General features: G+C 46.2%; 16 protein-coding genes and 1 pseudogene. 15 read left to right on the forward strand and 2 right to left on the reverse strand.

Going from position 1 to position 14,211, the window contains the following annotated elements; all coding sequences use genetic code 11:
• Positions 1-119: 119 nt before the first annotated feature.
• From ACYVD3_RS02940 to ACYVD3_RS03010, 15 genes and pseudogenes are all read left to right on the forward strand, one after another.
• Positions 120-1,073, forward strand: coding sequence for an ABC transporter permease (locus ACYVD3_RS02940; protein WP_460641011.1), 954 nt, complete (start codon positions 120-122; stop codon positions 1,071-1,073).
• Between the two features lie 6 nt (positions 1,074-1,079).
• The gene (locus tag ACYVD3_RS02945) at positions 1,080-1,961 is read left to right on the forward strand and encodes an ABC transporter permease (protein ID WP_460641012.1); all 882 of its coding nucleotides are present in this window, start codon (positions 1,080-1,082) and stop codon (positions 1,959-1,961) included.
• Positions 1,945-2,997, forward strand: a complete 1,053-nt coding sequence (locus ACYVD3_RS02950; protein WP_460641013.1) for an ABC transporter ATP-binding protein — start codon at positions 1,945-1,947, stop codon at positions 2,995-2,997. Before ACYVD3_RS02945 ends, ACYVD3_RS02950 begins: the two co-directional genes overlap by 17 nt.
• A 1-nt stretch (position 2,998) precedes the next feature.
• Complete coding sequence (locus ACYVD3_RS02955) at positions 2,999-3,991, forward strand: ABC transporter ATP-binding protein (protein WP_460641014.1); 993 nt, start codon at positions 2,999-3,001, stop codon at positions 3,989-3,991.
• 145 nt (positions 3,992-4,136) lie between these two features.
• Positions 4,137-4,868 carry an amino acid ABC transporter ATP-binding protein gene (locus ACYVD3_RS02960; protein WP_460641015.1) on the forward strand — a complete coding sequence of 244 codons (732 nt, stop codon included), beginning with the start codon at positions 4,137-4,139 and terminating at the stop codon, positions 4,866-4,868.
• Positions 4,869-4,908: 40 nt separating this feature from the next.
• Positions 4,909-5,808, forward strand: a complete 900-nt coding sequence (locus tag ACYVD3_RS02965) for a transporter substrate-binding domain-containing protein (RefSeq protein WP_460641016.1) — start codon at positions 4,909-4,911, stop codon at positions 5,806-5,808.
• A gap of 24 nt (positions 5,809-5,832) precedes the next feature.
• Positions 5,833-6,567: an amino acid ABC transporter permease gene (locus ACYVD3_RS02970; RefSeq protein WP_460641017.1), complete on the forward strand. Its 735-nt coding sequence runs from the start codon at positions 5,833-5,835 to the stop codon at positions 6,565-6,567.
• On the forward strand, positions 6,561-7,223 hold the full coding sequence (locus ACYVD3_RS02975; RefSeq protein ID WP_460641018.1) for an amino acid ABC transporter permease: 663 nt from the start codon (positions 6,561-6,563) through the stop codon (positions 7,221-7,223). The genes ACYVD3_RS02970 and ACYVD3_RS02975 overlap by 7 nt, the downstream gene beginning before the upstream one ends.
• 16 nt (positions 7,224-7,239) lie before the next feature.
• Positions 7,240-7,836 (forward strand): cytidylate kinase-like family protein, encoded by a 597-nt coding sequence (locus tag ACYVD3_RS02980; protein WP_460641019.1) that lies wholly within the window; start codon positions 7,240-7,242, stop codon positions 7,834-7,836.
• A gap of 375 nt (positions 7,837-8,211) precedes the next feature.
• Complete coding sequence (locus ACYVD3_RS02985) at positions 8,212-9,897, forward strand: DEAD/DEAH box helicase (protein ID WP_460641020.1); 1,686 nt, start codon at positions 8,212-8,214, stop codon at positions 9,895-9,897.
• 260 nt (positions 9,898-10,157) lie between these two features.
• The gene (locus tag ACYVD3_RS02990; RefSeq protein ID WP_460641021.1) at positions 10,158-10,430 is read left to right on the forward strand and encodes a hypothetical protein; all 273 of its coding nucleotides are present in this window, start codon (positions 10,158-10,160) and stop codon (positions 10,428-10,430) included.
• Between the two features lie 38 nt (positions 10,431-10,468).
• Positions 10,469-11,833, forward strand: a complete 1,365-nt coding sequence (gene rlmD / locus ACYVD3_RS02995) for a 23S rRNA (uracil(1939)-C(5))-methyltransferase RlmD (protein WP_460641022.1) — start codon at positions 10,469-10,471, stop codon at positions 11,831-11,833.
• Between the two features lie 45 nt (positions 11,834-11,878).
• Entirely contained in the window at positions 11,879-12,241 is a 363-nt protein-coding gene (locus tag ACYVD3_RS03000) for a DUF2200 domain-containing protein (protein WP_460641023.1), read from the forward strand.
• Positions 12,242-12,288: 47 nt separating this feature from the next.
• Positions 12,289-12,371 (forward strand): annotated as a pseudogene (locus ACYVD3_RS03005) (KilA-N domain-containing protein); the annotation flags it as partial.
• Between the two features lie 201 nt (positions 12,372-12,572).
• A complete protein-coding gene (locus ACYVD3_RS03010; RefSeq protein WP_460641024.1) occupies positions 12,573-12,713 on the forward strand; it encodes a hypothetical protein in 141 nt (46 codons plus the stop codon).
• A gap of 557 nt (positions 12,714-13,270) precedes the next feature.
• Here ACYVD3_RS03010 and ACYVD3_RS03015 read toward each other — a convergent pair.
• Positions 13,271-13,741: a hypothetical protein gene (locus ACYVD3_RS03015; RefSeq protein WP_460641025.1), complete on the reverse strand. Its 471-nt coding sequence runs from the start codon at positions 13,739-13,741 to the stop codon at positions 13,271-13,273.
• A gap of 240 nt (positions 13,742-13,981) precedes the next feature.
• A partial coding sequence (locus tag ACYVD3_RS03020; protein ID WP_460641026.1) for a hypothetical protein occupies positions 13,982-14,211 on the reverse strand: 230 nt, incomplete at its 5' end.

Raw genomic sequence — 14,211 nt, forward strand, 5'->3', positions numbered from 1 at the left:
AGACAGCAGGTGTGTAAGCTGCAGAAATGGCGGGTTGAGGACCGCTGTGAAAAATGAAGGGTGTTCTGCTGCTGGAATCCTGCAGCAGACACCTCTTTCTTTATATAAGGAGAAACCATATGGCAAAATATATATTAAGACGGATATTGACAGCCATACCCATGATCCTTTTGATTACAATTCTATGTTTTTCTTTGATGCATTTTGCACCTTACGATGCCATTGATGCGATGACAACACCAAAAATGTCACAGGAAACAATTGAATTGATTAAGGCAAAATATGGGTATGACAAGCCCCTGTTCATCCAGTATTTCCGCTGGCTGAACGGGATGCTGAACGGGAATTTCGGATATTCCATCGTGACCAAGCAAAGCATTGCAGGAGATCTGGCGGTGAGGATTCCAAACACTATAAAGCTGGTGCTTCCGGCCTATGGAACCGCATATATCCTGGCGATCATCCTGGGACTTTTGGCAGGCTCCCATAAGAATAAAACAGCGGATAAGGTGATCGACGGGATCTCTTCTGTAGCGATTGCCGTTCCCAACTTCTGGTTTTCCATGCTTTTGATTTTTATCCTGGGCTATAAGCTGAAGCTCCTGCCTATCGTAGGCATGCATTCCGTAGGAAAGGAAGCCTCCATGGTGGATTTTTTAAAGCATTATATCATGCCTTTTACTACCCTTGCCTTTTCCTTTTTACCCGCCAATTTAAAATTTGTCCGCTCCTCCACTGTCACCCAGTTTTCAGAGGATTATGTGCTGGTCCAGCGGGCATTTGGTGCTTCCAAAGGGGAGATCATGTATAAGCATGTCTGTAAAAACGTGCTGCTTCCCATTATCACGAGGCTGGGCATGGCTCTTCAGCTCCTTGTAACGGGGGCTATTATTACGGAAACCGTATTCGGGTGGCCGGGAGTGGGGCCTTACTTTATCAAAGCCATCCAGGGTATGGATTATCCCATCGTCATGATCATTCTGGTTCTGTCTTCGGCTCTTGTAATCATTGGAAACCTTCTGTCGGATATTCTCTACTGCATTACGGATCCGCGTATCAGGGAAATGGGGTGACAAAAGATGAAAAGAAACGAAAAGAACACAAAGAAGAGATCTGTCAGAGTGGACAGCGTATTTCTGGCATTAAAACATGATAAGGCGGCGGTGATTTCCCTGATTCTTTTGGGCCTGATCGTTCTGTTTGCAGTGATCGCGCCCTTCCTTCCTGTGGAACCCAATGCCACCAATATTGCAAGCCGCTTACAGCCTCCTTCTCCAGGACACTGGTTCGGGACCGATGAAGTGGGCCGGGATTATTTTGCCAGAGTCATCTACGGAGGCCGGGTTTCCTTGCTGGTGGGATTTCTTGCCATGCTTACCAGCCTTACCATTGGAGTGACAGTGGGCACTGTTTCCGGCTTCTGCGGCGGAATGGTTGACATGGTCCTTATGCGTATTGTGGATATATTACATTCCATCCCATGGATGATCCTGGTCACTGTTGTGAGCATCTTTTTAAAGCCAGGGTTAAAATCCATTATACTGGTCATCGGATTTTTTACCTGGATGGAAATCGCCAGGCTGGTGCGGGCCGAGACTCTTTCCCTTAAGGAAAGGGAATTCATCCTTTATGCCCAGTTTTCCGGCGTGGGAACCTGGAAGATCATTATCCACCATATCATACCTTCCGTATTTCCCACCATCATCGTGTCGGCAACCACCAGCATGGCCAATGCGATTATGACAGAGTCTTCCTTAAGCTTCCTGGGAGTTGGCATCCAGCAGCCCATGTCTTCCTGGGGAAGCCTGTTGCAGAACGCCCAGGGAACCATGCAGAACACCTTTTACATGGCGCTGATCCCCGGCCTTCTGATCATAATCACGATTTTTGCCTTTAATAAGCTGGGAAACCTGCTTCGGGTTTTCGTGGAACCGAAAATTATGAATGACGAGAAAGAGTAAAGGGAGGAAACAGGAATTGGAAGAGATAAAGAAAAACAATGATAAGATCCTGTCTGCCCAAAATGTCCATACCACCTTTCATACCCACGGAAAATCGGTAAAGGCGGTACGGGGCGTAAGCTTTCACGCAGGCTACCAGGAGATTCTGGCTGTGGTGGGAGAGTCCGGCAGCGGAAAAAGTGTCCTGATGAAATCCATTCTGGGCCTGATGCCGGAGAATGCAGAGGTCACTGCGGATGAGATTTTGTTTATGGATAAGGATATGCTTAAAATGACTCCGGAACAGTTAAGAAGGATGCGGGGAAAAGAGATCGCCATGATCTTTCAGGATCCCATGACGGCATTGAATCCGGTGAGGACCATTGGCTTTCATCTGACGGAGGTGCTGAAACGCCACAGAGGAATGGACAAACGGTCTGCCCATAAGGAAGCAATCGCGGTTTTGGAACAGGTGGGCATCCCGTCGCCGGAAAAGAGGCTGAATCAGTATCCCCACGAATTTTCCGGAGGCATGAGGCAGAGGGTATTGATCGCCATGGCCCTTTGCTGCCGGCCCAAGCTTCTCATTGCAGATGAGCCCACCACGGCTCTTGATGTGACCATTCAGGCCCAGATCCTGGAACTTTTGAAAAAGCTGCAGGATGAGACTGGAATGAGCATTATACTCATTACCCATGATCTGGGAGTGGTGGCAAGCTTAAGCCACCGGATCCTGGTCATGTACGGGGGCCTTTTGATGGAAGAAGGACTGACCGAAGAAATCTTTTATGGGCCAAAGCATCCCTATACCAGGGCTCTTCTCCAGGCAGTTCCCAAACCCCAGGCAGGGGACCGGAAGCGGCTGGAACCTATTCCGGGAATGGCCCCGTCTCTGGTGGATCCGCCTGATGGGTGCCCTTTTGCGGAGCGGTGTAAGTTTGCCTGTGAACAATGCGAAAAGGAGATTCCCCAGTACCGGGTATATTCAGACACCCAGAGAGCCATGTGCATTTTTTCGGCAGAGGAGCTTGACGCAAGGGAAAGGAAGGTGGAGTGATATGGAGAACAGGAACCAGGAAATTCTGCTGGAAGCCAGGGAGGTCTGTAAATATTTTCCTGCCAAGGACTTTTTCGGCCGCAAGAAGGCGGAGGTAAAGGCAGTGGATGGCGTGAATCTTACCATCCGGAAGGGAGAGACCTTTGGGCTGGTAGGAGAATCCGGCTGCGGAAAATCTACCTTAGGGAGAACCTTAATCCGTATGTACGATCCCACCAGCGGGTCTATCCAGTTTAAGGGGCAGGATATTACCGAGGTGAAGGGGAAAAAATTGCTCCCCATCCACCGGCAGATGCAGATCATTTTCCAGGATCCCTATTCTGCCCTGGATCCCCACCACAATGTGCGGGAAATCATCGGGGAGTCCATGGCCGCGGTATCCGGCATGGCAGCCAGCGAGATGGATGGCAGGATCGAAGAAATGCTTAAAAAGGTTGGAATGAAGCCGGATGACATGTACAAGTATGCCTATGAGTTTTCAGGAGGCCAGCGCCAGAGGATCGGAATTGCCAGGGCATTGGCGGTGGAACCGGAATTTTTGCTTTGCGACGAGCCTATTTCAGCCCTTGACGTTTCCATTCAGGCCCAGGTGGTGAACATGTTAGAGGATTTACAGGAGGAAATGGGACTGACCTACTTATTTGTGGCCCATGACCTATCCATGGTGCGGCACATTTCCACCAGGATCGGAGTTATGTATCTGGGAAGACTGGTGGAAATCGCAGACAGCGATGAGTTGTATGAAAACCCCCTTCATCCTTATACAAAGGCACTGCTTTCCGCCATCCCGGTGGCCGACCCGGGGCTTTCTGCAAAGTCAAAGCGCCTGATGCTTCAGGGAGAGCTTCCCAGCCCAATGCATGTGCCGTCCGGATGCCATTTCCACACCAGATGCATGTATGCCAGGGAGGAGTGCAGCAGTAAGGTGCCTGAGATGAAAGAGGTTTCTCCCGGGCATTTTGTGGCCTGCTCCTGCCTGCCGCTTATTGGCTGAAAAGAAAATAATCCTTGACTTTTCAAATAAAACTTTTTATAATAACAACAATTAAAAAGACTAAGCAAAGACGCTTAAGAAATTTAGACTCTAAGGCGTCTTTTTGCATATTTACGGAAAAAGCTTACAGAGAGGGGATGGAATTATGCCAGATATGGTGAAAGTTGAAAACTTAAAAAAGAACTTTGGAGATTTAGAGGTTTTAAAGGATATTAGCCTGACGGTGAAGGAGGGCGAAAAGCTGGTAATCATCGGACCCTCCGGCTCAGGAAAGTCCACCTTTATCCGCTGCATCAACTACTTAGAGGAACCCACCAGCGGAAAGATAACCGTGGCAGGTACGGAAGTGACAAAAAAGAACCATTTGGATATGGCAAAAAAATATTCCTCCATGGTCTTTCAGCAGTTTAATTTATATCCCCATCTCACTGTCTTAGAAAATCTGACTCTTGCGCCCATCAAGCTGCAGCATGTTCCCAAGGAAGAGGCAAAGAAAAATGCCATCAAATGTCTGGAACGGGTTGGTTTAATGGAAAAAGCGGGTAATTATCCCATTCAGCTTTCCGGCGGACAGCAGCAGAGGGTAGCCATAGCAAGGGCGTTATGTACCAAACAGCCCCTGATCCTCTTTGACGAGCCTACTTCAGCCCTTGATCCCGAGATGGTTCAGGAAGTTTTAAATGTTATGGTAGAGCTGGCTCATGAAAATATCACCATGATCTGTGTGACTCATGAAATGGGCTTTGCCCGTCAGGTAGCAGACCGGGTGATCTTCATGGATGGAGGGTACATCCTGGAAGAGGGAACACCGGAACACTTTTTTGAATGTCCGGAGCATGAACGGACCAAAGCGTTTTTAAGCAAAATCCTTCATTAGGATGTTGTTTAATATAATATAAAATGAGGAGGAACCAATTATGATGAAGAAAATGTTATCACTGGCCCTGGCTTTTGCAACTGTGGCATCCTTAACTGCGTGTGGATCAAAGGCCCCGGAAACTACCACGGCTGCGACCGCAGAGACAACGGCTAAGGAAGGCACCACGGCGGCTGGCTCTACAGAGGCAGCAGGCGGAAAAGTGACCGCAGACGTACAGAAAATTATTGACCGCGGAGTTTTGAAGGTTGGCTGCAAGGCTGATATTCCAAAGTTCAGTTTACAGAATACGGGAACAGGAGAATACGAAGGCTTTGAGGATGACTTGGCTTATGAGATCGCCGGCTCCATCTTCGGTTGCACCGTGGATGAAGCAAAGGAAAAGAAACTGGTGGAATTCCAGGGCGTAACCGCTAAGACAAGAGGACCTCTCTTAGAGAACGGAGAGATTGATCTGGTTATTGCTACCTTTACCATTACACCGGAAAGAAAAGAGACTTATAACTTCTCTACTCCATATTATACCGATGCGGTAGGACTTCTGGTTAATAAAACCTCCGGAATCAACTCCATTGAAGATTTGGACGGCAAGATCATCGGTGTAGCCCAATCCTCCACAACAAAGGATGGCTTTAAGAAATATGTTGATGAAAAAGGTTTAAAAGTAAATCCTCAGTTCCAGGAATTTGACGGTTATCCGGCACTGGCTCAGGCACTGGCAACCAAGCAGATCGACTGCTTCTCCGTAGACCGTGCCATTTTAGCAGGCTATGTAAATGACGGAAACCAGATCTTAGAGGACCGCTTTGCAGAGCAGGATTACGGTGTGGCAGCGGCAAAGGAGAACGCCGGCCTTGCTGCTCTTGTTGATGAAAAGATTACTTCCATGCTTTCTGACGGTTCCCTTATGGCCCTTCAGGATCAATGGGGACTGCAGTAAACCCTTATGTAAAGGATAGATGACATGATAAAAGGTCTTTTTGATGCAAAACGATGGAATGCCCTGTTTCAGGCATTTCCCGAATATTATATACCGGGCTTTCTTATGACGCTTAAAATATCACTGGTGGGGCTGGCCGTTGCGCTGGCCCTTGGAGTGGTATTTGGTATGTTTTCCACGGCTAAATTTAAGCCGCTTCAGATAATTTCACGAATTTACGTGGAATTCATACAGAATACGCCACTGGCTTTGCAGGTTCTGTGCTATTATTCCGTACTGCCCATGATATTTTCCAGTTCAGGCTTCCGGATTCCCAAGTTCGTTCTGGGAGTGATCGGAGTGGGCGTTTATCATGGGGCCTATATATCAGAGGTCATAAGGACCGGAATTGAAGCCATACCAAAAGGCCAGTCCGAGGCAGCTTCGTCTCAGGGCTTTTCCTATCTGGAAACCATGTATCATATCATCCTGCCGCAGACTGTAAAGATTATCATGCCGCCCCTTGCAAATCAGGCGCTGAATCTGGTGAAGAACACCTCCATTCTGGCTATGGTGGCCGGTATGGACCTTATGTACTTTACGGATTCCTGGGGCGCTGACAGGGGATACTTTGCCCAGGCGTATTTTACCAGTGCTCTTATGTACTTTATCATCTGTTTCCCCCTGGCAAGGCTGGCCCGCTATTTGGAGATCAGATCCATGCGGCTGCCTGTAGCAAAAACGCTTGATCTTCAGGCAGACGAGGAGGCAGCATGTTAGAATTATTTCATCAGATATTTACTCAGGCCAATGTGATGTTCATGCTGAAGGGGCTGAGAATGACGGTGATGATCGCCATTTTTGCCACAATCATCAGCATGTTTTTTGGAACCATCCTGGCCCTTATCAGGACCTATTCCTCAGGAAAATGGAAATGGGCGGGAGGGATCGTGGCCGCCTATACGGAATTTTTCCGCTGTACTCCCAATCTTTTGTGGATACTCTGGATCTATTTTACCGTGAAGGGGAATAAGGTAGGTGTATCGGTATTTGCGATTTCCCTTTTCACCTCAGCGGTCATGGCTGAAATATTCCGAGGAGGCTTAAACTCCATTCCCAAGGGACAGTTTGAAGGTGCCCAGTCCCAGGGATTCAGCTTTCCACAGACTCTTATTTATATTGTGCTTCCTCAGACGTATAAAAAGGTCATTCCTGCCCTGCTCAGCCAGGTGATCACCATCATCAAGGACACTTCTTTCTTAAAAATGGTGGATGTAGCGGAGTTTATGAGAAACTGCTCCGTTGTCCTTGGAAGTATTTATGATACAAGAGGCATGCTTATGCTGTTCGCATTTGAAGCGCTCTGTTATTTTGCCATCTGCTTTGCCCTTAGCTGTGCAGTGAGGGGATATCAAAAAACAATTGTAACCGGTTAGGGAGGAATATCTTGCTATGGAAAAGTTTACAATTACCATTACCCGTGAATTCGGAAGCCTGGGGCGTTCTATCGCCAAGGAGCTGTCCAGAGAGCTGGGGGTGGAATTCTATGACCGTGATATTGTGGAGGAGGTTGCAAAGCAGTTAAACCTTCCTGTCTCCACGGTCAGCGATGAGGAAGAAAAATCAAAGCAGAGTTTTCTGCCCCGGATGTTTCCCCTGGGAACGGACGAGGCTTATATTCAGGATATTATCTTTGATGTGCAAAAAGGCATCATTCTGGATCTGGCAAGAAAGACCAGTTGTATCCTGGTAGGAAGATGTTCGGATTACTTACTGGAAAAGGAAAAGCACAACATCAATATTTTCATATATGCACCTTATGAAAAGAGGCTGGAAAACTGTGTGAACACTCTTGGTATGACTGAGGGCGAGGCAAAGCGGATGATCGCGTCCGTAGAGAAGGCCAGAAATGCCTATCATAAGAAATACGCCGGTTACCTTCCAGGTGATCCGGAGCATAAGAATCTGATGATTGACTCTTCCCTTCTTGGAGTCACGGGAACCGCAAAGCTGATCGCGGAAGTCGTGCACCAGCTATATGGAGAATAATCAGAATGGGAAGCTTTTTATAAAAACAGGCCTTTTTAGTGAAGCATGGGTGGAAGCCCTGGTTTTTGCTGAAGGGGCCTGTTTTGCTGATGTTGGGAAAGGATTGCTGATATATGATACTTTAATAAAAATGGCTGGTTAAAAAAACAGGAAGAAGGAATCCGGGGATTTTACTGTTTATAAAAAAAAACATGGAAAATCAAGAGCATGGCCCTTGACACTTAAAAAAAAAACTGCTATAATATATTTTTGTGTGAAGCGAGAGGATGAAGGTCTGAAACGTGCCTGCTACCTCTCGTTTTGTTTGCGATAATTGTGTGCGAGGCCGACGGCAACATGGGAACCCGGTTGGCCGTAAGAAAGGATCAAGCATTTATGGAAACAGTTAGATTTGATGAATTACAGTTAGATGAAAGAATTCTGCGGGCAGTAGCGGATATGGGATTTGAAGAGGCGTCTCCCATTCAGGCCCAGGCCATTCCGGTCCAGGCAGAAGGCCGGGATATTATTGGCCAGGCTCAGACAGGAACAGGGAAAACAGCCGCCTTTGGTATCCCTCTGTTGCAGAAAGTTGACCCTAAGGTGAAAAAGCTTCAGGCGATTGCCCTCTGCCCTACCAGAGAGCTTGCTATTCAGGTGGCAGATGAAATCCGCAGACTTGCAAAATATATGCACGGTGTAAAGGTTGTTCCAATTTACGGGGGACAGGATATTGTAAAGCAGATCCGTTCCTTAAAAGACGGCACCCAGGTCATCATCGGGACTCCGGGACGTGTTATGGATCATATGCGCAGAAAGACCGTGAAGTTCGACCACGTTCATACGGTAGTCATGGATGAAGCTGATGAGATGTTAAATATGGGATTCCTTGAGGATATGGAAACCATTTTAAGCCAGCTTCCTGAAGATCGGCAGACCGTTATGTTCTCCGCTACCATGCCGTCAGCCATTATGGAGATCGCCAGAAAGTTCCAGCAGGAGCCGGTGACTGTTAAGGTGGTAAAGAAGGAACTGACCGTTCCAAAGGTGACCCAGTATTATTATGAAGTAAAGCCTAAGAGCAAGGTGGAGGTTATGTGCCGTCTCCTTGACATGTATGCCCCAAAGCTGTCCGTTGTTTTCTGCAATACTAAGAAGCAGGTAGACGAGCTGGTGCAGTCCCTTCAGGGACGGGGATATTTTGCAGAAGGTCTTCATGGAGATTTAAAGCAGATCCAGCGTGACAGGGTCATGGGAAGCTTCCGTAACGGTAAGACAGAGATCCTTGTGGCTACCGATGTAGCGGCCCGTGGAATCGACGTAGACGACGTAGAGGCCGTATTCAATTATGACCTTCCTCAGGATGACGAATATTATGTTCACAGGATCGGCCGTACCGGCCGTGCAGGCCGTGAAGGAATTGCTTTCAGCTTTGTAGTGGGAAAAGAAGTTTACAAGCTTCGGGACATTCAGCGCTACTGCAAGACCAAGATCGTTCCCCAGGCTATCCCATCTTTAAATGATGTCACAGCCATTAAGGTGGATAAGATTCTGGAAAGTGTGGCGGACACCATCGGAGATACGGATTTAAGCAAGACGGTGAACATCATTGAAAAGAAGCTTTTGGAAGAGGATTATACCTCTCTTGATTTGGCAGCCGCATTGCTGAAACTGGTGATGGGTGAGGAAAATGAGGATATCGTTGATACAAGAGAGCCTCGTTCCCTTGATGAGCTGGATAATTTATACGGCGGTGGAAGCCGTGGCCGCAGTAACAGTAGCAGCAGCAGAAACGGAAACGGCCGGGGAGGAAGATACGAGTCCTCTTCCAGAGAAGATATGGCTCGTCTGTTCATTAACATCGGAAAGAACCAGAACGTGAAACCGGGAGATATCCTGGGAGCCATTGCTGGAGAGTCCGGCATGCCTGGGAAGATGGTTGGAAGCATTGATATGTATGACAAATATACCTTTGTAGAGGTGCCCAGAGAAAATGCTGACGCCATATTACAGGCCATGAAGGATGTAAAGATCAAAGGGAAAAATATCCATATGGAAAAAGCCAACGGAAAAGGCAGATAAATTTCCGGGAGCTGGGTGAGGAAGGGAGACAACGTGTCTTACCGAGGTCGCCTTGCTCCCGTTTTTTTTGATCATAGAAAATTACGTTCCATGGAATAAAAAGCACTTCGGTATGGATGAGCACTTTACGTAAGTGTAGTATGATTGCTGAAGCGGCTGTGCTTTGGGCAGGAGTCCGTTTTGCAGGTACGTGGTTTTCTTGGTTGCATAAAAGGTTTTCTTGCTTCTTGTGGAAAAAGAAGTTAAAATAAGTACAAGATGTGTATAAGATACAGGGGTGGGAAGACTTTGGATTAAGAGGCTTTGGATTAAGGGGTTTTGGGTTAAGGGGTTTTGGATTAAGGGGCTTTGGATTAAGAGGCTTTGGATTAAGGGGCTTTGGATTAAGAGGCTTTGGATTAAGAGGTTTTGGATTAAGGGGCTTTGGTTTAGGAGGCTTTGGATTCAGAAGCTTTGGTTTCAGAGGTTTTTGTTTAGAAGGCTTTGTCTTTGGAAGGTTTTGTCCTGGAAATGTTCCGGGCGGGACGTGGTAGCAAGCCTGGGAGTGGATAGGTATTAACAGGAGGTTATGATGGCAGAGTGGAAGAAGAATGACAAAATAGATGTAGTGATTGAGGATATGAGCGAAACCGGGGAAGGGATCGGCAAGACAGATGGATTTACCTGGTTTATTAAGGATACGGTAATGGGAGATAAGGTTCAGGCTAAGGCGATGAAGACCAAGAAATCCTATGGGTTTGCAAAGCTGGAGCGGATCACAGAGCCGTCTTTAAACCGTGTAGAGCCGAAGTGTCCGGTCGCCGGGCCATGCGGCGGCTGCCAGCTTCAGGCAATGGATTATGAGCAACAGCTTCGGTATAAGGAACGGAAGATTTATAACAATATCACCAGGATCGGCGGTTTTGCTGAAGTTCCCATGCTGCCCATTATGGGAATGGAGGAGCCATGGAGATATAGGAATAAGGCGCAGTTTCCATGGGGACTGGATAAGGATGGGGATATTATTACGGGATTTTATGCAGGGCGCACCCATTCCATCATAGGCTGTGAGGACTGTCTTCTGGGAGTAGAGGAGAACCGGGAGGTTCTAAGGCGGATCAAGGCCCATATGGAGCGGTACCGCCTTCTGCCTTATGAGGAAGCCGCCCACAGGGGGCTGATCCGCCATACCCTGATCCGAAAGGGGTTCCGGACAGGGGAGATCATGGTGTGTCAGGTCATTAATGGCACCAGCCTGCCTCACAGCAAGGAATTGGTGGAAAGCCTTCTGGAGATTCCGGGTATAACCAGTATTTCCGTTAACATCAATAGGGAGAGGACAAATGTGATCCTGGGGGACCGGGTGGAAAACCTTTATGGACCGGGGTATATTACGGATTATATTGGAGAGGTGAAATACCGCATTTCTCCCCTGTCTTTTTATCAGGTAAATCCGGCGCAGACGGAAAAGCTTTATGGAACTGCACTTGAGTATGCAGGACTGACAGGCGGGGAAACGGTTTGGGATCTTTACTGCGGCATCGGGACAATTTCTCTTTTTCTGGCGCAAAAGGCAAAGAAGGTGTATGGGGTGGAGATGGTGCCCCAGGCCATTGAGGATGCAAGGGAGAATGCCAGATTAAATGGACTGGACAATGTGGAGTTCTTTGTGGGGAAAGCAGAAGAGGTCCTGCCGGAACAGTATGAGAAGAATCATGTGTATGCGGACGTGATCGTTGTGGACCCTCCAAGAAAGGGCTGTGATGAGGCTTGCCTGGAGACCATTGTGAAGATGGCGCCCAAGAAAGTGGTGTATGTGAGCTGTGATTCGGCTACCTTGGCAAGAGATATGAAGTATTTGGCGGAGAGAGGGTATGAAGTGACGAGGGTCAGAGGATGTGATATGTTTCCCCAGGTGCTGCATACGGAAGTATGCTGTTTGATGGAGAAGGTATAACGCCTTACCAATGAAGGCGCGCCGAAGTAAGTGGAGGGATGAAGAGTGAATAACGAACGTGTATACAAAATGAAATTTTCCGGTGTCTACCCCCTGTATATTCAAAAAGTTGAGCGTAAAGGACGCACGAAAGCGGAAGTCGATACCGTCATCCAATGGCTGACAGGCTACGATGAACAGGGATTGCAGTTTCAAATTAATAGAGATGTGGACTTTGAGACCTTCTTTGCCGAAGCCCCTCAAATCAATCCCAACGCTTCCAAAATCACCGGAGTAATCTGTGGAGTTCGTGTCGAGGAAATCGAAGACTCGCTTATGCAGAAGATACGCTGGTTAGACAAGCTGGTGGACGAATTGGCAAAAGGCAAGCCGATGGAGAAGGTGTTGAGAAGCATGCAGCCGCTTTAGAAAAGGGGTGAGGGACTTGGCAAAGAAGATCCTTGTAAATAGAACTGAAACAAATGTACAATTTGGATCTTAATTTCCGGAATTCGAAGGAATTAAAAATGAGTTTGGATTAAACCGCTTTATATTATCATAATCTGCCGCCAAGGGGATACCAGAGAGGGGCAACATTTTTATTGACCAATCAAGGAACGTGGAAACCGTAACACTGCTTACAAAGAAGTAAAACAAATGAAGTGAGCAGATGTACGTCTCACGCAAAGAATCCCCAGCGGTGAAGTGCAGGCAGATTTTTATTAATATAGATACTAAATAGGGAAGGATGGAAAATAAAATGGGTGATAAAAGTATTAAAAAGGAAACAAAAAAACCGAAGAAATCAGATAAAAAGCCTTCAGCTACCTTAGCTTCCTCAGTGCTAAGACCGGTTGCGACTCAACCTGAATTAATTAAAAAAGAGAAAAAGCATAAGTAGTATTTTTTTAATAGTAAACACAGTATACAAACACATATTTACACTAAGGGAAGCTTAAAGTGATCTAAACATTAATTTAATTGGTTGATTCTAAAATATTGATTTATATGCTCGTCGTACGATATATTAATACTGATTGAAGCCTGCTGTACACCAATGATGTTTTCTATGTCTTAGATCCAAAGGATGCTGACCTTGCAGATTTAAAAGTCGTTATGCCAATCGTTTATTATAAAAAAGTCGATATACACCAATTTTATGGGAAGGATTTTTACTGAATAAATGCACATATGGGCATAGGAACGAAAGGAAAAACGATTGTCTGCATATTGAGCATTTTATTATTTCACATAGGTTCATTTCTACTGAAGAGAAACTATCCATGCTCAACAAGCTAAAACCCATAAAGAAAACAGGGCAGAGTCGACGCTTTATCACGTCGCTCTGCCCTGTTCCTTTGATTGCTTAGATGTGATGTTACTAAAGAACCAAAAGATTAATTCAAATTTATTGAACGTTTCATCCTTTTCAGCTTTTGCCTATATTCCATAGCAAGGTTATGAGCTGATCCAATAAAGAGAAAGTCTTGCAACAACCGTTCCAGTAGTAGCAGCAATTGCTTTGTTGTCTGCGGAAAGGTTATAAAGCTGTATCGTATCGCCTGTGCTTAAGCTAATAATATCTGATTCTACGCATAATCCTCCGGTAGAGTTTGAAGTCATGGTATGCGTATTTGTTACAATACTATTGATAACGAGACCGAACGTATTAGAAGGGGTCATTCCTATAGCAGTAGATACTTGCCAATCAAAATAATAATAGCCAGCAGTTACAATGGTTAATGTGGTGGTATTATTGACGAAAGTAATGCCTTGTAATGTGTTTTGGGTAAAAGTTATTGGTGTACTGGTATTTACTGGAACTGAAGCTCCAGTATACGTTACAGTGCCACCTATGAGAGTACTAATTCCGGCGGGACCGATAGGCCCAGTAGGTCCAATGGCTTCATTTATTTCATCTTCTTCCACAACCAGAGTTCCTCTTAACGGAACATGCTGAGAAAGGTATACAATTGATGTATTAATATTTACCAGTGAAAAAGTAACAGGTGCAGATGAGACCTCAATAATTCCGACCCCATACACTTCTCCTGTTTTTATAGGAGAATTACCTATTATAAAATCCCCCTGTGATGAAGATATGGCGAAAGCAGTCCCATTTAATGACGGTGATGACTGCGTCGCCAGCCACCAATGGATGATATATCTTCAGGGATCAAGAATAAGAACAGTACCAGTTGACGGATTATAGCTGATATTTCCTGAAAGATATTTAATTGAATCAAAAAGGACATTTGATCCGGCTCCGATTGATGTGACAACATTTAAGTCTATTTGCAGTGCGGAATTGCTCATTGTAATTCCTTCCCATATATTTCTAATCAATAAACACAGTACATAATAATGCCTGCAATATATTTTATGCTGAGGAGGGGAGG

The sequence above is a fragment of the Lacrimispora brassicae genome (genome assembly GCF_054772055.1).

Bases quoted from the DNA above. Each gene is read 5' to 3' on its own strand.
- ACYVD3_RS02980 (WP_460641019.1), top strand. From the start codon at position 7,240: ATGGAAAAGTTTACAATTACCATTACCCGTGAATTCGGAAGCCTGGGG.
- ACYVD3_RS02955 (WP_460641014.1), top strand. From the start codon at position 2,999: ATGGAGAACAGGAACCAGGAAATTCTGCTGGAAGCCAGGGAGGTCTGT.
- ACYVD3_RS02960 (WP_460641015.1), top strand. From the start codon at position 4,137: ATGCCAGATATGGTGAAAGTTGAAAACTTAAAAAAGAACTTTGGAGAT.
- ACYVD3_RS02950 (WP_460641013.1), top strand. From the start codon at position 1,945: ATGACGAGAAAGAGTAAAGGGAGGAAACAGGAATTGGAAGAGATAAAG.
- ACYVD3_RS02965 (WP_460641016.1), top strand. From the start codon at position 4,909: ATGATGAAGAAAATGTTATCACTGGCCCTGGCTTTTGCAACTGTGGCA.
- ACYVD3_RS02970 (WP_460641017.1), top strand. From the start codon at position 5,833: ATGATAAAAGGTCTTTTTGATGCAAAACGATGGAATGCCCTGTTTCAG.
- ACYVD3_RS02945 (WP_460641012.1), top strand. From the start codon at position 1,080: ATGAAAAGAAACGAAAAGAACACAAAGAAGAGATCTGTCAGAGTGGAC.
- ACYVD3_RS02975 (WP_460641018.1), top strand. From the start codon at position 6,561: ATGTTAGAATTATTTCATCAGATATTTACTCAGGCCAATGTGATGTTC.
- ACYVD3_RS02940 (WP_460641011.1), top strand. From the start codon at position 120: ATGGCAAAATATATATTAAGACGGATATTGACAGCCATACCCATGATC.
- rlmD (WP_460641022.1), top strand. From the start codon at position 10,469: ATGGCAGAGTGGAAGAAGAATGACAAAATAGATGTAGTGATTGAGGAT.
- ACYVD3_RS03010 (WP_460641024.1), top strand. From the start codon at position 12,573: ATGGGTGATAAAAGTATTAAAAAGGAAACAAAAAAACCGAAGAAATCA.
- ACYVD3_RS02985 (WP_460641020.1), top strand. From the start codon at position 8,212: ATGGAAACAGTTAGATTTGATGAATTACAGTTAGATGAAAGAATTCTG.